General features: G+C 74.0%; 15 protein-coding genes. 7 read left to right on the top strand and 8 right to left on the bottom strand.

What is annotated here, in order from left to right:
- Window positions 1-4: 4 nt before the first annotated feature.
- The 5 genes from ABZ135_RS14065 to ABZ135_RS14045 all read right to left on the bottom strand — a co-directional run bounded on the left by ABZ135_RS14065 (window position 5) and on the right by ABZ135_RS14045 (window position 6009).
- Complete coding sequence (locus ABZ135_RS14065; RefSeq protein ID WP_356695261.1) at window positions 5-1411, bottom strand: NAD(P)/FAD-dependent oxidoreductase; 1407 nt, start codon at window positions 1409-1411, stop codon at window positions 5-7.
- Between the two features lie 31 nt (window positions 1412-1442).
- Complete coding sequence (locus tag ABZ135_RS14060; protein ID WP_356695259.1) at window positions 1443-2057, bottom strand: DUF4126 domain-containing protein; 615 nt, start codon at window positions 2055-2057, stop codon at window positions 1443-1445.
- A 313-nt stretch (window positions 2058-2370) separates the two neighbouring features.
- A complete protein-coding gene (locus tag ABZ135_RS14055) occupies window positions 2371-2979 on the bottom strand; it encodes a TetR/AcrR family transcriptional regulator (RefSeq protein WP_356695257.1) in 609 nt (202 codons plus the stop codon).
- A gap of 38 nt (window positions 2980-3017) precedes the next feature.
- Window positions 3018-5111: a YhgE/Pip domain-containing protein gene (locus ABZ135_RS14050; protein WP_356695255.1), complete on the bottom strand. Its 2094-nt coding sequence runs from the start codon at window positions 5109-5111 to the stop codon at window positions 3018-3020.
- Window positions 5098-6009 (bottom strand): ATP-binding cassette domain-containing protein, encoded by a 912-nt coding sequence (locus ABZ135_RS14045; RefSeq protein ID WP_356695253.1) that lies wholly within the window; start codon window positions 6007-6009, stop codon window positions 5098-5100. Before ABZ135_RS14045 ends, ABZ135_RS14050 begins: the two co-directional genes overlap by 14 nt.
- A gap of 168 nt (window positions 6010-6177) precedes the next feature.
- On the opposite strand from ABZ135_RS14045, the gene ABZ135_RS14040 reads away from it, so the two are divergent.
- From ABZ135_RS14040 to ABZ135_RS14030, 3 genes are all read left to right on the top strand, one after another.
- Window positions 6178-6705, top strand: a complete 528-nt coding sequence (locus tag ABZ135_RS14040) for an SAV_6107 family HEPN domain-containing protein (protein ID WP_356695251.1) — start codon at window positions 6178-6180, stop codon at window positions 6703-6705.
- A 66-nt stretch (window positions 6706-6771) separates the two neighbouring features.
- Window positions 6772-7560 carry a methyltransferase gene (locus ABZ135_RS14035; protein WP_356695249.1) on the top strand — a complete coding sequence of 263 codons (789 nt, stop codon included), beginning with the start codon at window positions 6772-6774 and terminating at the stop codon, window positions 7558-7560.
- A 306-nt stretch (window positions 7561-7866) separates the two neighbouring features.
- Window positions 7867-8271 (top strand): DUF3040 domain-containing protein, encoded by a 405-nt coding sequence (locus ABZ135_RS14030; protein WP_356695247.1) that lies wholly within the window; start codon window positions 7867-7869, stop codon window positions 8269-8271.
- 93 nt (window positions 8272-8364) lie between these two features.
- Here ABZ135_RS14030 and ABZ135_RS14025 read toward each other — a convergent pair whose 3' ends face one another.
- The 3 genes from ABZ135_RS14025 to ABZ135_RS14015 are packed head-to-tail and all read right to left on the bottom strand — an operon-like array spanning window position 8365 to window position 13213.
- Window positions 8365-10767 carry a DUF3488 and transglutaminase-like domain-containing protein gene (locus ABZ135_RS14025; RefSeq protein ID WP_356695245.1) on the bottom strand — a complete coding sequence of 801 codons (2403 nt, stop codon included), beginning with the start codon at window positions 10765-10767 and terminating at the stop codon, window positions 8365-8367.
- Complete coding sequence (locus ABZ135_RS14020; protein ID WP_356695243.1) at window positions 10764-12176, bottom strand: DUF58 domain-containing protein; 1413 nt, start codon at window positions 12174-12176, stop codon at window positions 10764-10766. The genes ABZ135_RS14025 and ABZ135_RS14020 overlap by 4 nt, the downstream gene beginning before the upstream one ends.
- Entirely contained in the window at window positions 12176-13213 is a 1038-nt protein-coding gene (locus ABZ135_RS14015; RefSeq protein ID WP_356695241.1) for a MoxR family ATPase, read from the bottom strand. The genes ABZ135_RS14020 and ABZ135_RS14015 overlap by 1 nt, the downstream gene beginning before the upstream one ends.
- A gap of 492 nt (window positions 13214-13705) precedes the next feature.
- On the opposite strand from ABZ135_RS14015, the gene rsmH reads away from it, so the two are divergent.
- From rsmH to ABZ135_RS13995, 4 genes are all read left to right on the top strand, one after another.
- The gene (rsmH, locus tag ABZ135_RS14010) at window positions 13706-14665 is read left to right on the top strand and encodes a 16S rRNA (cytosine(1402)-N(4))-methyltransferase RsmH (RefSeq protein ID WP_356695239.1); all 960 of its coding nucleotides are present in this window, start codon (window positions 13706-13708) and stop codon (window positions 14663-14665) included.
- The gene (locus tag ABZ135_RS14005) at window positions 14662-15204 is read left to right on the top strand and encodes a septum formation initiator family protein (protein ID WP_356695237.1); all 543 of its coding nucleotides are present in this window, start codon (window positions 14662-14664) and stop codon (window positions 15202-15204) included. Before rsmH ends, ABZ135_RS14005 begins: the two co-directional genes overlap by 4 nt.
- Before the next feature lie 3 nt (window positions 15205-15207).
- The gene (locus ABZ135_RS14000) at window positions 15208-17196 is read left to right on the top strand and encodes a penicillin-binding protein 2 (RefSeq protein ID WP_356695235.1); all 1989 of its coding nucleotides are present in this window, start codon (window positions 15208-15210) and stop codon (window positions 17194-17196) included.
- A 171-nt stretch (window positions 17197-17367) separates the two neighbouring features.
- Window positions 17368-18966 carry a UDP-N-acetylmuramoyl-L-alanyl-D-glutamate--2,6-diaminopimelate ligase gene (locus ABZ135_RS13995; RefSeq protein WP_356695233.1) on the top strand — a complete coding sequence of 533 codons (1599 nt, stop codon included), beginning with the start codon at window positions 17368-17370 and terminating at the stop codon, window positions 18964-18966.
- Window positions 18967-18970: the final 4 nt, after the last annotated feature.

Here is an 18970-nt window from a genome sequence, read left to right as displayed (position 1 = left end):
GCGGCTACTGCGAGCCGCGGAAGTCCGCTCCCTCGACGATCAGGCCGGCGACCAGCGCGCCCGACATCCCGGCGTGGGCGAGCCCGCCGCCGGGGTGGGACCAGCCGCCGGCGACGTGCAGGCCGGGCAGCGGCGAGACGTTGGCCGCCGGCAGATACCGCCCGCCGGCGCCCGCGAGCGCCGGTCCCGGCACCTCGGCGACGCCGGTCTCCCGCAGCGTGTCCTCCGGGGTGCGGACCTCCTGCCAGAGCAGCCGCTCCCGCAGCCCCGGCACGGCCGCCTCGGCCTGCCGCAGCATCCGCTCGGCGACCGCGCCCCAGTCCTGCCCCGCCCCGGTGCGGACGGTCGAGGTGACCGTCACCGACTCGTGGGCGTCGTCCGGCCGCAGGGCCGGATCGCCCGGCCGCAGCACGGTCACGGTGGGCGAATCGCCGGAGCCGTGCACGACCGTGCGGTGGACCGCGCCGGACTCCCGGGCGCCGCGCAGGGCCAGACAGACCGTCACCCGGCCCGTACCGAGCGCCTGCACGCGCGGGGCGAGGCCGGGACGCAGCCCGGGCACCGGCGCGCCCGACACCACCTGGTCGGCCTCGACGGCCTCGCCGCCGGCCAGTCGGACGCCGCACGCCCGGCCGTCCTTCTCCAGGACCTCCTCGACCCGCACGTCGAACACGAACTCCACCCGCCGCTGCCGGCACCGCTCGTACACCGCGTCCGCCAGCGCCCGGATGCCGCCGCCCACGTACCAGGTCCCGAAGGTCTGCTCCATGTACGGCAGCACGGCCGCGGCGGCCGGGGCGGCGGCCGGGTCGAAGCCGTAGCTCCACGCGTACGCGTCCAGGAGCGCGGCGAGCCGAGGATCGCGCAGCTCCCGCGCGCCGACCTGGGCCAGCGTGGTCGTGGCGCGGCGCAGCAGGCCCGCCTTGAGCGCCGGATAGGGCTCGCGGCCCAGCGCCGCCGGGTCCGCGGGCTGCGGCTCCTCCAGGAGCGGGCGGCGGGTGCGGTCCCACGCCTCGCGGGCCCGGACCAGGAAGTCGCCCCAGCGCTCGCCGGCGCCCGCGCCGAGCGCCGCGTCCAGGGCGGCGACCGTGCCCGCGCGCGAGGCGTTCGGCAAATCGACGCGGGTGCCGTCGGCGAAGACATGACGGCTCGCCGGATCGACCTGGGTGAGCGTCACGCACTCCTCCAGCGGCTGCCTGCCGGTCTTGACGAACAGATCGCGGTAGACGGCGGGCAGATGCAGCAGACCGGGGCCGGTGTCGAAACCGAACCCGTCCCGCTCGAACCGGCGGACCCCGCCCCCGTACGTCCCGCCGCTCTCGTACACCGTCACGCGGTGGCCCGCCACGGCCAGCCGGGCGGCTGCCGCCATGGCGCCGAGACCCGCGCCGATCACCACAATCCGTGCCATGTCAGGGACTGTATCGGCCCCCTCCGACACCTCAGCCGGAAGGTGGCCGGCCGGCCGCCGCCATCCGCTTCTCCTCGCGGCGCTGGGCCCGGCGCCGCAGGAAGCGGCGGATGCGGTGGGCGAGGAAGGCCAGGGTCACCAGGCCGCCGACGAGCAGCACGGCCGCGATGACGGCCGCCGCGACCGGATGGAAGATCGCGAAGGTGACGACTCCGGCCACCCCGAGGTCCTCCGCCGTGGACACGGCGATGTTGGAGAAGGGTTCGGGCGAGGTGTTGATCGCCATCCGTGTCCCGGCCTTGACGAAGTGGCTCATCAGGGCCGTCGAGCCGCCGACCGCGCCCGCCGCCAGCTCGGGCAGCGAACCCGACTGCCCGGCGAGCAGCGCGGCGACCACCGCCCCGGCGAGCGGCCGGATCACCGTGTGGACGGAGTCCCACACGTTGTCGACGTACGGGATCTTGTCCGCGACCGCCTCGCACAGGAACAGCACACCGGCGGCGATCAGGACGTCGGGCCGTTGCAGCGCCTCGGGCACCTCGTCGGTGAGGCCGGTGGCACCGAAGACGCCGAGCAGCAGGACCACCGCGTACGCGTTGATCCCGCTCGCCCAGCCGCTCGTGAAGACCAGGGGGAGTACGGACACGTCCGCGATCGTAGCCAGCTCTGAGTACCCGTACCTAGGGCGCGAGATGAGTAGGCACACGGATGGGCCGTGACCTGCGCGGAAGGGAGAGTGGAGCGCACGGAAGGGGCGCGGCTCCCGGACCGCCGGCACGGGGCGGCGGAACGGGGCCGCGCGCCTGCCGGTACGGGGGACACGGGGGACGGGGGAGCCCCGGGAAACCGGGGGACACGGGGGATCGCAAGAAGCGCCGGTCCGGCGAGGCTCGGGGGGATCGAGCCTCGCCGGACCGGCGTCTTTCGTCTCCGGGGCGGGACGGGCGGGGCCGGAGCCGCTAGCGGCCGCCGACGCGCCCGTGCAGCAGCCGCGAGAGCGCCGCGTGCACGTCGTCCAGGGAGCGCTCGCTCTGGAACGCCTGCCAGTCGAGGGCGGCCACCAGGACCATGCCGACCAGGGCGGACGCCGTGAGCTGCACGTCGATCTCGTCGCTCAGCTCACCGGCCGCCACGCCCTCGCGCAGCACGCCCTCCACCACCGCGACGGCCTCCTGGCGGACCACCAGGAGGGTCGAGTTCCAGGCCCGTCCGGTGCGCCAGAGCTCGGCCACGTACAACTGGGTGAAGGCCGGATAGCGGTCGATGAAGACCAGACCGGCCCGGATCATCGCGTCGAGCGCCTCGACCCGCGTGCCGCCCCGCCCGGCGGTCTCCTCGGCCGCCGCCCGCAGGGAGGCGGTGAGGAGGGCGACCCCGTGCCGCAGCAGCTCCTCGAAGAGCTCGGTCTTGCTCTTGAAGTTGTAGTAGACCGTGCCCTTGGCCACGCCCGCCCGCTCGGCGATCTCGTCGACCGTCGTCGCCGAGAAGCCCTGCTCCGCGATGAGGGTGACGGCCGCTTCGTAGAGCTTGGCGCGGGTGGCCTGCCGTCTGGTGCTGCTGCTGTCCATGGGGTCGATTCTCACAGGTCCGCCGGTCGCCACGGGGCTCACAGGGACAGTTCGGGGTGGAGCCGGTCGAGCGTCCACACCTGCTTCTGGCGGGCGGAGAGCGCGGTCAGGGCGAGCGCGCCCACCGTGAAGGCGGTGAGGACGGCGCACGCCTGCCACACCGGTCCGATGCCGCCGCCCGTGATGAGCCGGCGCAGCGCCTCGACCACGTACGTCATGGGCAGGTAGGGGTGGATCGCGTTGAAGAAGCCCGGGCTGGTCTGCACGGGGTACGTGCCGCCCGCCGAGGTGAGCTGGAGCATCAGCACCGCGAGCACCAGGATGCGTCCCGCCGCGCCGAACTTGGCGTTCAGCCACTGGATGATCGCCGCGAAGCAGCAGGTCACCAGGACGAGGAAGCCGACGGTGCCGGCGGCCCTCGCCATCTGCAGGCCGAGGCCCCAGTGGAGCACGGACATCAGCGCGGTCACCTGGGCGACGCCGATCGCGGCGACCGGGAGCCAGCCCGCGAGCGCGATCCGCCAGGCGGAGGCGCCGGCGGCGAGGGCGCGGCGGTTGAGCGGCTGGATGATCATGTACGCGACCATCGCGCCGACCCAGAGGGAGAGCGGGATGAAGTACGGGGCGAAACCGGTGCCGTAGTTGGGCGCCTTGTGCATCGACTGGGCGGCGAGCTTGACCGGGTCGGCCATCACCTCGGTACGGCGGTCGCGGTCGTTCTTGTCGTAGTCGGGGATCTTCTTCACGCCGTCGCTGAGACCGGTGGCCAGCTCGCCCGAACCGTCGGCCAGCTTGAACAGGCCGCCGTCGAGGGCGCCCGCGCCCTTCTTCAGCTTGCCGACACCGGTGTCCAGGCCGGCCGAGCCGCCGCGGGCGCTGGTGAGGCCGGTGTGCAGCCGGTCGGCGCCGTCGGCGACCTGCTGGGCGCCCTTGTTGAGCTCGTTGATCTTCTTGATGGCGCCCGCGATGTCCTCGTCCAGGCGCGGGGAGCGCCGGGCGAGCTCGTCGGCGTCCTTCTTGAGCTTGGCGAGCCGGGCGTCCAGGGTCTTCAGGTCGCCCTTGCTGTCCTTGGTCAGCTCGTGCAGGTCGTCGGCGATCGTCGCGACGTCGCCGGCGCTGACCGACGCCTTCTTGAGGAGCTCGCAGCCCTTGGTGTCCTTCAGGGGGTCGAGCGCGGTCGTGCAGTGCTCGCGGTAGTACGCCGACAGCTCCTCGTCGGCCTTGTGGGCGGCGCTGCGGGCGATCGGGGCACGGCGCACCAGGTCGTCCAGGTTGTTCCGGACGGCGGTCGCCGAGTCGGAGACGAGCCGGGCGGTGTCGCGGATGGACTTGCCGTTGTTCGCCAGATAGGGGCGGACCTTGTCGGCGGTGCCGTTCACCTTGTCGGCGAGCTGCTGGGTGCCGTCGGCGACCTTGCGGGAACCGATCTCCAGGTCCTTGGCGCCCTTGTCGAGCTTCTTGATGCCGGAGGCCAGTTCGCCGCTGCCCTTCTTGGCGTCCTTGAGGCCGTCGGCCAGGTCCTTGGAGCCGGCCTTCGCCTTGTCGACGCCCTCCTTGAGGTCGCCCGCGCCCTTGGCGGCCTCCTCCGTGGCGTCGTGGAGGTCGGAGAAGGAGATGAAGATCTTGTCCAGGAAGGTGCGGGAGGACTTGGTGGAGGCGGCGGTGCGCACCTCGGAGAAGACCGTGCGGGAGATCTGGCCGACGATGTAGTTGTTGGCGTCGTTCGTCCGGACCTTCAGGGCGCCCGTCTCGGGCGAGTCGCCGGAGCTGGACGCGATCCGCTCGCTGAAGTCCGACGGCATGGTCAGGGACAGGTAGTACGTGCCGTCCTCGACGCCCTGGCGCGCCTGCGCGTCGCTCACCTCGTGCCACTCGAAGACGGCGCTCTCGCGCAGGCTCTCGGTGATGTCGGCGCCCACGGTGATCCTCTTCCCGTCGGCGGTGGCACCGCGGTCCTCGTTGACGAGGGCGACGGGGATCCTGTCGAGCCTGCTGTACGGGTCCCAGAACGACCACAGGTACAGCGCGCCGTACAGCAGCGGCAGCAGCAGGATGGCGACGAGCGCGGCCCGCGGCAGCTTCCCCCTGCCGAACCGCTTCAGCTCGAGCGCGGCCAGCCTAGGCGAGCGCATCGGCGTCCCCCTTCTCGGTCTTCGTCTCGTCGGTCTTCGTCTCGTCGGTCTGCGTCTCGGTGTCCGGGGCGGGCTTGGTGTCCGACTCCGTGGCGGGCTCCGTGGCGGGCTCCGGATCGGGCTCCGTCTCCGGCTCCGTCCCGGTCTCCGAGGCGGTCGTCCCGCTCTTCGGGCCGGCCGCGTCGCCGGTGGTGTCGGCCGTGGAGATCCGCAGCGCGTCCTCGGGGGCCTCGCTGCAGACGGCGAGGACGGTGGTGCCGGCCTCGGCGATCGACCGCAGCAGGGACCACGCCTCGGCGCGGGCGGTGTCCGACAGCTTGAGGTCGGCGTCGTCCAGGGCGAGTAGCCGGGGCCGGCCGATGAGGGCGAGGGCGAGGGACAGCCGCAGCGCCTCCAGGCGCTCCAGGTCCCGTACGGCCGTGCGCTCGCCCTTCGGCAGCGCGTCCAGGTCCAGGCCGACGGCCGTCAGGGCCTCGTCGATCCGGGCCCGTGCCGCGGCGGCCCGCTCGGAGGGCGGTCGCAGCAGGGCCTTCAGGGACCCGTCGAAGCGGCGCTGGAGCAGGGCCCGCTCGCGCAGGTGCTCGGCGACGGTGAGGGCCGGATCGAGGTCGCTGACACCGGGCACCGGGCCCAGCCCGCTGATCCGGCGGACGGCCGCCATCTTGCGCGGCAGCCGGTGCCCGGCGACCTCGGCGTGGCCCTCGTGGGCCTTCATGCGGCCGGTGAGCGCGAGCAGCAGGCAGGTGCGGCCGGAGCCGGAGGGGCCCTCGATCGCGACGAGGCTGCCGGGCGCGGCCTCGAAGCCGACGCCGCGGAACGCCCAGCCGCGCGGGCCCTTCAGACCGAATCCCTCCGCGACGACGGCGGCGCCGTGCGGCTCGTCCGGATGCGCTTCCACGATCCCCCTCTTCAGAACACGACACTCTTTGAACTGACCAGTCAGTGCAAAAACTTACCGCTGTGGCCGCCGGGAGGCAAAAACCCAGGTCAGCGTGATTGTCAGTGGGGGCGGGCACGATGAACACATACGGCCACAGCGCCGTCACCCGACGACAGGAGGCTCGTCATGGCCGGCCACTCCGCCGCAGCCACACCCCGGCGCCGTACCAGTCGCCCCGCCCCCGTCCAGCCCGGACCCGCGTCCGACATCCACCCGGTCCTGCGCCGCACCTCGGCACCGCCCGCCGCCCTCGACCTGCTCGCCAAGGCCAGGGCCGGACTCGACGAGGCCGCCGCGCTCGAGGTGCCCAACGAGCGGTACGCGACCGCCCACCTCGCCGCCCTGCGCACCGCCGCCGCCGTGCTCGCCGCCCGGGGCAGGCCCGAGAGCGACCCCCGCAAGCGGGCCCGCATCCGCAGCGCCTGGGAGGTGCTGCCCGAGATAGCCCCCGAGCTCACCGAGTGGAGCGCCCTCTTCGCCTCCGGCGCCGACCGCCGGGCCCGCGCCGAGGCCGGGATCACCGGCGCCGCCACCGCGCGGGACGCCGACGACCTGCTCAGGGACGCCGCCGTGTTCCTGCGCCTGGTCGAGCGGCTGCTCGTGCTCCACCCGGTGCTGCCGCGCCAGCCCGGCGCCGAGGAGGCCACGGGATGATCAGAGGACCGGGCCCGAGGCCATAGGGTGGGGACGTTCGCACCCGTCACCGAGGAGTCAACAGCCGTGTCGGACCCTTCCCCCGTCTCCGGTCGAGAGGCGACCTCGCGCCCGTCGCGCGCCTCCCTGCGCACCGCCGTCGTCTGGGACGTCCTCAAAGACGCCCTGGACCGCCGGGTCGAGGCCACCGGGACCGACCGCCTCGACGTCCTCGACACCGGCGGCGGCTCCGGCAACTTCGCGGTCCCGGTGGCCCGCCTCGGCCACCGGGTCACCGTCGTCGACCCCAGCCCCAACGCGCTCTTCGCCCTGGAGCGGCGGGCCGCCGAGGCCGGTGTCGCCGACCGGGTCCAGGGAGTCCAGGGCGACATCCGCGGACTGTTCGACGTCGTCGAGCGCGAGCGCTTCGACACCGTCCTGTGCCACGGCGTCCTGGAGTACGTGGACGACCCGGCCGAGGGCGTGCGCAACGCCGTGGCCGCGCTGCGCCCCGGCGGCAGCCTCAGCCTGCTCGCCGCCGGGCTCGGCGGCGCCGTCCTGGCCCGCGCCCTCGCCGGCCACTTCACCGAGGCCCGGCACGCGCTGAGCGACCCGGCCGGCCGCTGGGGCGCCGGCGACCCGGTGCCCCGGCGCTTCACCGCCGAGCAGCTCACCGAGCTCGCCACCGAGGCCGGGCTCGCCGTCGGCGCCGTCCACGGCGTGCGGGTCTTCGCCGACCTGGTCCCCGGCGTCCTCGTCGACACCGAACCGGGCGCCGCCGAGGCCCTGCTCCGCCTCGAAGCGGCGGCGGCGGAACTGCCCTCTTTCCACGCCATCGCGACCCAGCTCCACGTCCTGGGCGAGAAGCCCGCCTGACCCCACCCGCCCGGCGGTGCCCCGGCGCTTCGGCCACGGGGCACGGCCGGGCCCGCTGAGCAGCGACGCAGCCGCAGATGCAGTACGCCACAGCCCGCCCGATCGGGGACATGTCGCCGTATGATCGGGGGACACGATCCGGCATGACGGGCAGGGGGCTGGGGAATCAACGCCTCAGCATCCGAACCGCATGGCGGCCCGGATTGGCGATTTGGTATTGAGGGCGGGTTTCACGGGGGCGATTCCCTGCCTATCCTGAAAGGGCCGCAACCGGTCGCCCCCGCGACCGACGACTAGGAGGACTCCGTGCCGCTCTCGGAGCACGAGCAGCGAATGCTCGAGCAGATGGAGCGAGCGCTGTACGCCGAAGATCCCAAGTTCGCGACAGCGCTCGAGGGAAGCGGACTGCGTACGTACACCCGGCGACGGGTCTACCAGGCAGTCGCCGGCTTCCTGGTGGGTATCGCGCTCCTCATGGCCGGAATGGTCGCTCAGCAGATCTGGATCAGCGTGGTGGGGTTCCTCGTCATGCTGGGCTGCGCGGTCCTGGCGGTCACCGGATGGCGCAAGGCGCCCAAGCCGGGCGAACAGGCGACGGGAGCGGCGGCCGGACACGGTCGTCAGACCCGGCAGCGACGCTCGATGATGAACCGCATCGAAGAGCGGTGGCAGCGCCGCCGCGACGAACAGCAGGGCGGCGGCCACCACTGAGGCCCCTCGCTCCGCCCACTCTCTGAACCTCGTGGGCCCGCACCTCCCGGTGCGGGCCCACGGTCATGTCCGGACTCCCTCGCCGCCGACGACCTACGACGGGTTTCGGGTCAGCGCCCGGACCAGGGGAGCGGTGCGCGTCCGGGCCTGGGCCCGGGCCGCCGACCAGCCGTCGTGGGCCGCCCACACCACCCGCGCGGCCGAACGCGGAAGCAGCAGCGCCCGGAGGCGCCTCCCGCGCGAGGCGGACGCCTGGAAACCGCGGATGATCACGTGCGCCTGCTCCGTCAGGCCCGTGGCCGGACGGGGACGCGGGGCGTAGAGGGCCTCCTCGACCGCCCGCGCCACGCGGTGCACCGCGTCCGCCGCGTCCGGCGGCAGCTCGCCCAGGCGCACCATCCGCGCCGCCGTCCTGCGGGGCGTCTGCGACTCGTCCCGGGCCACCCCGTGGTCCCAGGCCGTGTCGTTGATCTCCTCCCAGACCGCGAGCACCCGGCCGACCGGGTCGCCCGCCGGGCCGAGCCGCCGGGCCCGCACCCGCGTCCGCCACAGCAGCGGCAGCAGCGGAACGCACAGCACCAGCAGGATGCCCAGGATCAGCGCCAGGCCGGCGAACCACGTGAGGCCCAGCCAGGCGAACCAGCCTCCGTCGTCCTCCGACCCTCCGGCCGCGGCCTGGTCCTGCCCGCACTCGCCCAGCCGCCGCTGCTGCGGCGGGCAGCTCTCCGAGGCGCTCGGCACGGCCGAGGGCTGCGCGGACGCGCTGGTCGAGGGCTGCGCCGACGGCGTCGCCGCCCCGCCCGCCGACTGCTCGCGGGTGTAGTCCGGCGCGGTGCCCCGCGACGGAGTCGGCTCGAAACGGGTCCAGCCGGCCCCCTCGAAGTACAGCTCGGGCCACGCGTGCGCGTCCCGGATGCCGACCGAGACGGAGCCGTCGGACTGCGGCGTGCCCGGCATGAAGCCGACCGCGACCCTGGCCGGGATGCCCAGCGAGCGGGCCATCGCCGCCATCGAGAAGGAGAAGTGGACGCAGAAGCCCCTCTTGTCCTTCAGGAAGCGGGTGATCGCCTGCACGCCGGTGCCGGAGTCGACGTTCACCTGGTAGGCGAAACCGCCGTCCTCGGCGAACCACTCCTGGAGCTTCACCGCCCGCTCGTAGTCGTTGCGCGCCCCGCGGGTCACGTCCAGGGCCGTCGTCCTGACCTCGGCCGGCAGCGTCGCCGGGACCCGGGTGTACTCGCGGCGCAGCGTGTCCGGGGCGGCCGGGGCCGCCGCGAGTTGCTCGCCGGTGGGCCGCACGTCCAGGCTGGTCACCGTGTAGCGGGCGCCCCGGGTGTCCTGCCCGTCGCCGACCAGCATCCGGCCGGCCGGCTCGTAGCGCCAGTTGCCGCCGATGGAGACCTTCGCCGCCGGGTACGGCATGGGCAGCCACTTCTGGTTGTACGTGGGCGAGGCGACGAAGTTGGTGGTGACCTGCGGCGCGCGGACGTCCTGGGCGAGGCCGTCCGGCCAGGGCAGGTCCTCGGGCACGTCCTGGATCGGGCGCACCGAGGACTTCCACGCCGTGCCGTCGAACTGGTCGAGCGCGACGAGCCGCAGATACAGGTCGCCGGTGTTCACCGCGTTGGTGCGGTAGCGCAGGACCTCGCGGTCCTTCGGCTGGCGCAGGTCGTTCTGGAGCGACACCAGCGGGTTCACCGCCGAGATGGTGCCGCCCTCGCCGCCGGAGCCCTCGCCGTCGCCGGATCCGCCGAGGAAGCCGCCGTCCAGGCCGGGCAGGGCGAGCGGCACGACCAGCGCGATGCCCAGGGCGACCGCGCCGATCCGCCGGCCGGTGCGCACCGGCGCGAACGCGGGACCGCCCTCACCGGCCGCGGAGCCGGGCCGGCCGGAGCGCTGGGCGCCGCCGAAGACGCGGCCCCACTGGGAGAGCCGCTCCCGGCCCTCCGCCAGGAGCAGCAGCAGATAGCCGGCGGCGGCGAGCAGGAAGAACAGTCCGCCCGCGCCCCCGCCGGACAGCCCGGCGGCGACCGAGTACAGGGCGAGCAGCGGCAGTCCCGCCGGGGCCGCGTTGCGGAAGGTGACCGCCAGCGCGTCCACCAGGAGCCCGATCACCGCGACCCCGGTGACCAGGAGCAGCCGGATGCCGGGCGTGTTCGGCGCCGGGATCGCGTACGTGCCGACGTCGTCGACGCCCGCCTCGAACAGCGCCCCGAAGGCGGTGAACACGTCGGGCCCGGGCAGCACGAAGAGGATCGCCTGCTCGTGGGCGAAGACCACGGTCAGCACGAGCAGCGTGACGGCGGCCTGGGCGGCGATCGTGAGCGGGCGGGCGAGCGGCACCCGCCGGGTCACCGTGCCGACCGCGCTCTGCAGTCCCAGCAGGATCGCCGCCGTGAAGATCCAGGTCGCCGGCTTCACCAGCGGCAGCAGCGCGGCGGACGCCGTCAGCGTCGCGCCGAAGGCCGCGAGCGTCAGCCGCGCGCGCCCGCTCATGACCAACCTCCGTACGTGTCGGCCGCCGGCGTCTCCTGCGACGCCCCGCCGGCCTGCTGCCACAGATCGGCGAGCCGGGTGCCCGGGGTCACGGCGAACGCCTGCCACCCGGCCTCCCGCAGTCGCCGAAGACGGTCCTCCACGGCCCCGGCGACGGCGCCGCCGGTCAGCCAGGTCCCGGAGTCCAGGACGAAGGCCACCGCCGCGCCGCCGCGCTGCCGCATACGGGCGACGAGCGCCGCCTGCTCCTCGTCGAGATCACCGAGGAAGGCGACCAGCAGGCCCTCGTGGCCCCCGCGCAGCACGTCGTGGGCGCGGGAGAGCCCGGCGCCCTCCGAGTGGTCGACGACCGCGAGGGTGTCCATCATCAGGCCCGCCGTGTCGGCGGAGTCGTGGCCGCCGCCGGTGAAGCCGTCGGAGCCCTCGCCGGGTACACCGCTGCCGGTGTCGGTGAGCAGCCGGACCGCGTAACCCCGCTCCAGCATGTGCGTGAGGACCGAGGCGGCGCCGGAGACGGCCCATTCGAAGGCCGAGTCGGGACCGCTGCCCTCGTAGGCGATCTCCCGGGTGTCGAGGAGCACCGTGCAGCGGGCGCGCTGCGGCTGCTCCTCGCGGCGCACCATCAGCTCGCCGTAGCGGGCGGTGGAGCGCCAGTGGACCCGGCGCAGGTCGTCGCCGTGCCGGTAGGCGCGCGGGATGATGTCGTCGTCCCCGGCGAGCGCGAGCGCCCGCTGCTGTCCCTCCCCGTAGCCCGCGGACTCGCCGCCGAGCTTCACGGGCGGCAGCGGTTCGGTGCGGGGGATGACGGTCAGCGTGTCGTACGCGCTGAAGGAGCGGGTCAGCTCGCACATGCCGAAGGGGTCGCCGAGGCGCAACTGGAGCGGGCCGAGCGGGAAGCGTCCGCGCAGGTCGGAGCGGACCCGGTAGGACACCTCGCGGCGGCCGCCCGCCTCGACGCGGTCGAGCACGAACCGGGGCCGCGGCCCCAGCATGTAGGGCACGTGGTCCTGGAGCATCAGCAGGCCGGTGGGCAGCCGGGCCACGTTGTCCATGCGGAGGTGGACCCGGGCCTCGGTGCCGCTCTCGACCCGGTGCGGGGCGAGCCGGCGGCCGGCCGCGACCCGGTGGCGGGTGCGGTGGAGCACGACCACGCAGATCAGCGGCAGCACGGCGAGCAGCAGCCCGACCCGCAGCAGATCGCCCTGGCCGAGGACATAGGCGCAGGCCGCGGCGGCGACCCCGGCGGCGAGGAAGGACCGGCCGCGGGTGGTGAGCCCGGCCAGGGCGGCCCGCAGGCTGCCCCGGTCGCCGTCGTCCCCGTACCCGCTGCCCGTTCCGTACCCGCTGTCGTCGGTCCGGGGGGCGTGCTCCGGCCGCGCCGGCCCCTGCGGAGCGGCGGCGGTGGTCATCACAGCCGCCGGGCGCCGGGCTGGTGGTGGCCGTAGAGCGGTCCGGCGGGCGGCGCGGCCGGCGCCGGGGGAGCGGCGGCCGGGACCGGGGTCCGCTGGAGGATGTCGTGCACGACCTGCTCGGCCGTGCGGCGGCCGAGCTGGGCCTGCGCGGTGGGCAGCAGCCGGTGGGCGAGCACCGGTGCGGCGAGCGCCTGGAGGTCGTCGGGCAGCACGTACTCCCGGCCGCTGAGCGCGGCGGATGCCTTCGCGGCCCGCAGCAGGTGCAGCGTGGCGCGCGGGGAGGCGCCGAGTCTCAGCTCCGGATGGGTGCGGGTCGCGGCGACGATCTCGACCGCGTACCGCCGGACGGCGTCGGCGACGTGCACCCCGCGGACGGCCTCGATGAGCTTGACGACGTCATGGGCGTGGGCGACCGGCTGGAGGTCGTCCAGCGGGGACACCGCGCCGTGCACGTCGAGCATCTTCAGCTCGGCCTCGGCGTTCGGATAACCGATGGAGACCCGGGCCATGAAGCGGTCGCGCTGGGCCTCGGGCAGCGGGTAGGTGCCCTCCATCTCCACCGGGTTCTGGGTGGCGACCACCATGAAGGGGCTCGGCAGCTCGTAGGTCTGGCCGTCGACCGTGACCTGGCGCTCCTCCATGGACTCCAGGAGGGCGGACTGGGTCTTGGGCGAGGCCCGGTTGATCTCGTCGCCGATGACGATCTGGGCGAAGATCGCGCCCGGCTTGAACTCGAAGTCGCGCCGCTGCTGGTCGAAGATCGACACGCCGGTGATGTCCGACGGCAGCAGGTCGGGCGTGAACTGGATGCGCCGGACCGAGCAGTCGATGGACCGGGCCAGGGTCTTGGCCAGCATCGTCTTCCCGACGCCGGGGACGTCCTCGATGAGGAGATGTCCTTCGGCGAGCAGCACGGTCAGCGCAAGCCGTACGACCTCGGGCTTGCCCTCGATCACACCTTCCACCGACCTGCGCACCCGCTCCGCTGTCGTGGTCAGATCTGTGAGGCTCGCTCGGTCGTCATAGGTCGTCACCCGGCCCTCCTCGGCCCTTTCCGCAGCACCGACACCTGCCCCCGGCATTGCGGCCGGGGGGTGTCACCCGTGCATTCTTGTTGCCGCGACCGGCTCGTGTCACTTGCCGGCTGACGGCCTGTGGATAACTGCGGGTGAATTGCCGGGGTTTGTGGGCTTGCGCCACGGCGGACTCGGCCCCGCGGGTCCTCGGCGTGCGACGGGAACGGGGGAGTCCGCACCCAAGTCCACCCGCCGCGTCGACCGGCGGACGTCCCGGTCCGCGCCGGAGCCATCCGGGTGAAGCGCGCGAAACGTCCGACGGCCCCGGCCGGGGCACGCGACGCGCCAGCCGGTTGATTGACCGGTGGGGCCCGTGGACTAAAGTGGCGCGAAGTTCACGGAGACATCGAGCGATTTCCGCCGTTTCTCCCCGTAAGTGCGGCGGTACCCACGGCTCGGCCCCTTCCGCTCGCCGGTGGTACCTGTCTCCGCCGGATCTGAGAGGGCGCATTGAGCAACGACCGACACGTCCCGGTGATGCTCCAGCGGTGCCTGGACCTGTTGGCGCCCGCCCTGGAGCACCCCGGCGCCGTCGTCGTCGACTGCACCCTCGGTCTCGGCGGCCACAGCGAGGCGCTCCTGCGGCGCTTCCCCGAGGCGCGGCTCGTCGCCCTCGACCGGGACAAGGAGGCCCTGCGCCTGTCCGGCGAGCGGCTCGCCCCCTTCGGGGACCGCGCGACCCTGGTGCACGCGGTCTACGACGAACTGCCCGAGGTCCTGGAACGGCTCGGCATCCCGCGCGTCGACGGCGTCCTGTTCGACCTCGGCGTCTCCTCCATGCAACTGGACGAGGCAGACCGCGGCTTCGCCTACGCGCAGGACGCCCCGCTCGACATGCGCATGGACCAGACGACCGGCATCAGCGCGGCCGAGGTCCTCAACACCTACGCGCCCGGCGAGCTGGTCCGCATCCTGCGCAGCTACGGCGAGGAGAAGCAGGCCAAGCGGATCGTCTCCGCGATCGTGCGCGAGCGCGAGAAGGAGCCGTTCACCAACAGCGCCCGCCTCGTCGAGCTCATCCGCGACTCCCTGCCGCAGGCCGCCAAGCGCACCGGCGGCAACCCGGCCAAGCGCACCTTCCAGGCGCTGCGCATCGAGGTCAACGGGGAGCTGTCGGTCCTGGAGCGCGCGATCCCGGCGGCCGTGAAGGTCCTCGCCGTCGGCGGCCGGATCGCGGTCCTCTCGTACCACTCCCTGGAGGACCGGCTGGTCAAGCAGGTGTTCGCGGCGGGCGCCGCCAACACCGCCCCGCCCGGCCTGCCGGTCGTCCCCGAGCGCTACCAGCCCCGTCTGAAGCTCCTCACCCGCGGCGCCGAACTCCCCACGGAGGAGGAGGTGGCCGAGAACCGCCGCGCCGCCCCGGCGCGTCTGAGGGGTGCACAGCGGATCAGGGAGGACGAGCCGGCATGACGCGGAAGGGGCCCCTCAAAGGAAGGGCGGCGCGGCTCGGCAGGTTCATGCCGTCGGGCCCCAGCACCGCCGCCCGTACCCCCTTCGTGCTGCTGGTCGTGCTCCTGCTCGGTGGCGGCCTGATCAGCCTCCTGCTGCTCAACTCGGCCCTCAACCAGGGCTCGTTCGAGCTCAGCGAGCTCAAGAAGAAGACCACCGAGCTCACCGACGAGGAGCAGGCCCTCCAGCGGGACGTCGACGACTACTCCGCCCCCGACGCCCTGGAGCGGCGCGCCCGGGAGCTCGGCATGGTGCCCGGCGGCAGCCCCGCCTTCCTCGGCCCGGACGGCACGGTGCTCGGCGTGCCCTCCAAGGCCGCCCCGCCCAGACCCGGCCCCACGCCGACGCCGCCCGCGAAGCCGGCCACCGCCCCGGCCGCCCCGGGCGCCGCCCCGGCCGGCGCGCCCCGGCCCCCGGCCACGCAGACACCCGGAACGCCCCCCGCGACCGCCGCGTCCGGGGCGTCCACCGCGACCGCCCCCACGACCTCCGGCAGGTGACCCGTGCCCTCCAAGGAGCCCCCGCGCCGCCGCGTCCCCGGCCCCGCGCGGCCCGCACGCCCCCGTCCCGCCACCGGCCGCCCCGCCGCCTCCGGGCGTCCCGCCGCGCGGCGCCCCGCCCCGCCCCGCCGCCCCGCCGCCCGGCCCGCGGCCAAGGCGCGCACCATCCGGCTCGGCAGCCCCAAACCCCGGCTGCGCCTGGTCTCCCTCGGCCTCACCCTCGTCATGCTCGTCTTCGTCGTGCGGCTGCTCCAGGTACAGGCCGTGGACGCCAGCGCGTACGCCGCCAAGGCCGAGAAGCACCGCTACCAGGAGTACACGCTCTCCGCCGACCGCGGTGAGATCACCGACCGGGCCGGGATCGCCCTGGCCGCCAGCGTCGACGCGTACGACATCACCGCCGACCCCAAGCTCTTCACCCCCGCCGAGTCCAAGCTGCCGGACGCCCCCGAGCAGGCCGCCGCCCTGCTCGCCCCGCTCCTCGGCAAACAGCCCGCGGAGCTCGCCGCGAAGCTGCGCACCCCCAAGTCCCGCTACACCCTGCTCGCCCGCAAGCAGACCCCCCAGGTCTGGAAGCAGATCAAGGACCTGAAGAAGGTCTACGAGCAGAAGGCCGATCCCGCCAACGGCGGCAACGGCGTCAACCTGCTCGGCGGCGTCCTCGGCGAGCCCAGCACCAAGCGCGTCTACCCCAACGGGCAGCTCGCCGCCGGGATACTGGGCTACGTCAACGCCGAGGGCCGCGGCGCCGGCGGCATCGAGTCCATGCTCGACCGGGAACTGGCCGGCAAGGACGGCAAGATCAGGTTCGCCCAGTCCGGCGGGCGCCGGGTCCCCACGGCCGGCTCCGAGGGCACCCCGGCCGTCCCCGGCTCCGACATCGAGCTGACCATCGACCGGGACATCCAGTGGGCCGCCCAGCAGGCCATCACCGAGCAGGTCCAGAAGTCCCGCGCCGACCGCGGCTACGTCATCGTCCAGGACACCCGCACCGGCGAGGTCCTCGCCATGGCCAACGCCCCCGGCTTCGACCCCAACGACCTCTCCCAGGCCAACGCGACCGCCATGGGCAACGCGGCCCTCCAGGACGCCTACGAACCCGGCTCCACCAGCAAGGTGATGTCCATGGCCGCCGTCCTGGAGGAGGGCAAGGCCACCCCCGAAACCCATGTCGTCGTCCCCAACCGGCTCCACCGCGGCGACCGGCTCTTCAAGGACGACGTCGACCACAAGACCTGGTACCTGACCCTCAACGGCGTCCTCGCCAAGTCCAGCAACATCGGCACCATCCTGGCCACCGGCCAGCTCGGCAGGACCCAGGCGGAGTCCAACCGCGTCCTCCACGGCTACCTGCGCAAATTCGGCATCGGCAGCCCCACCGGGCTCGGTTACCCCGGCGAGACGCCCGGCATCCTCGCCAAGCCCGAGACCTGGTCGACCTCTCAGCAGTACACGATCCCCTTCGGCCAGGGCCTGTCCATCAACGCCATGCAGGCCGCCTCGGTCTACTCCACCATCGCCAACGGAGGCGTCCGCATCGAACCGACCCTGGTCCGCGGCACCAAGGGCCCCGACGGGCGCTTCACCCCGGCGCCCGTGCCCAAGGAGACCCGGGTGATCAGCGAGAAGACCGCCAAGACCCTCGCGCAGATGCTGGAGTCGGTCGTCGACGACGAGGCGGGCACCGGCACCAAGGCCGCCATCCCCGGCTACCGGGTCGCCGGCAAGACCGGCACCGCCAACCGCGTCGACCCCGAACTCGGACGCTACAAGGGCTACACCGCCTCCTTCGCCGGCTTCGCCCCCGCCGACCAGCCCCGCGTCACCGTCTACTGCGCCATCCAGAACCCCACCAAGGGCAGCTACTTCGGCGGACAGATCTGCGGACCGATCTACAAGAAGGTCATGGAGTTCGCCCTCAAGACCCTCCACGTCCCGCCGACCGGCAGCGCCCCCGCCCGGCTGCCGGTGGAGTTCGACCCCACCCGCTGACGGAGGCGATCCCGCCCCCGCCCACCCGACACGCCCGACAGCGACGCCCGCGACACTCCGGGAGCACCAGTGACAACCATCACCCCCCGTTCCGGGAACCGGAAATCGAACTCCGGCGACGCCGCGGCCTCATTTAGCCCTGCGCAGGGTGCGCCCGGTACGCTCACCGCCGTGCCACACGCTGATCAGTACCGAACCACCCCGCCCCGCCCCGAGCGGGTCCGCCCGACACCCCTGGGCGAACTCGCCGCGCGGCTGGGCACCGGGACCACCGGCCCCGCCGCCGAGGTCTCGGGCATCACGCACGACTCCCGGGCGGTGCGCCCGGGCGACGTGTACGCGGCCCTGCCCGGCGCCCGCGTCCACGGCGCCGAGTTCGTCGCCCAGGCCGCCGCACTCGGCGCCGCCGCCGTCCTGACCGACCCGGCGGGCAGCGAGCGCGCCGCCGCGACCGGCCTGCCGGTCCTGGTCGTCCCGGACCCGCGCGGCCGCATGGGCGAACTCGCCGCCGAGATCTACGGGCGGCCCGGCGAGGACCTCCTCCAGATCGGCATCACCGGCACCTCCGGCAAGACCACCACCGCCTACCTCGTCGAAGGCGGACTGCGCGGCGCCGGCAAGCACACCGGACTCGTCGGCACGGTCGAGATGCGCATCGGCGACGAGCGCATCAAGTCCGAGCGGACCACCCCCGAAGCCACCGACCTCCAGGCCCTGTTCGCCGTCATGCGCGAACGCGGCGTCGAGGCCGTCGCGATGGAGGTCTCCAGCCACGCCCTGGTGCTCGGCCGGGTCGACGGCTGCGTCTTCGACGTCGCCGTCTTCAACAACCTGAGCCCGGAGCACATGGAGTTCCACTCCGACATGGAGGACTACTTCCAGGCCAAGGCGCGGCTCTTCACCCCCGAGCGCAGCAAACGCGGCGTGGTGAACCTCGACGACGAGTACGGCCGCCGGCTCGCCAAGGAGGCGACCGTCCCGGTCGTCACCTTCTCCGCCGCCGGTGACCCGGACGCCGACTGGCGCGCCGAGGACGTCCGTCTCGGCGCCGCCGACTCCACGTTCACCGTCGTCGGCCCGAACGACGAGCGGATCCGGGCCACCGCGCCCCTGCCCGGCCCGTTCAACGTGGCCAACACCCTCGCCGCGATCGTCACCCTCGCCCTCGCGGGCGTCGACCCGCAGACCGCCGCCGACGGCGTCGCCGCCGTCCCCGGTGTCCCCGGCCGTCTGGAGCGGGTCGACGCCGGCCAGCCGTACCTCGCGGTCGTCGACTACGCGCACAAGACGGACGCCGTCGAATCGGTCCTGCGCTCGCTGCGCGAGGTGACCCGCGGCAGGCTGCACGTGGTCATCGGCTGCGGCGGCGACCGCGACACCACCAAGCGCGGCCCCATGGGCGCCGCCGCGGCCCGGCTCGCCGACACCGCCGTCCTCACCTCCGACAACCCCCGCTCCGAGGACCCGCTCGCGATCCTCACCGCGATGCTCGCGGGCGCCGCCGAGGTGCCGGCCGCCGAGCGCGGCGAGGTCCTGGTCGACGCCGACCGGGCCGCCGCCATCGCCGCGGCCGTCGCCCGGGCCCGGCCCGGCGACACCGTCCTGGTCGCCGGCAAGGGCCACGAGCAGGGCCAGGAGGCCGCCGGAGAGGTCCGCCCCTTCGACGACCGCCAGGTCCTGCGCGAGGCGATCCTGGCCGGCCAGGCGCACCAGGCCGCCGAGCAAGCCGCTCAGCAGGACGAACACCGTCACGAGAACAGTCAGGGATGAAGCA

Origin of the sequence: Streptomyces sp. NPDC006339 (assembly GCF_040612775.1) — a bacterium.
Taxonomy (GTDB): domain Bacteria; phylum Actinomycetota; class Actinomycetes; order Streptomycetales; family Streptomycetaceae; genus Streptomyces.
Note: the sequence above shows the minus strand (reverse complement) of the source record. Positions and strands in the feature narration are given on the sequence as shown.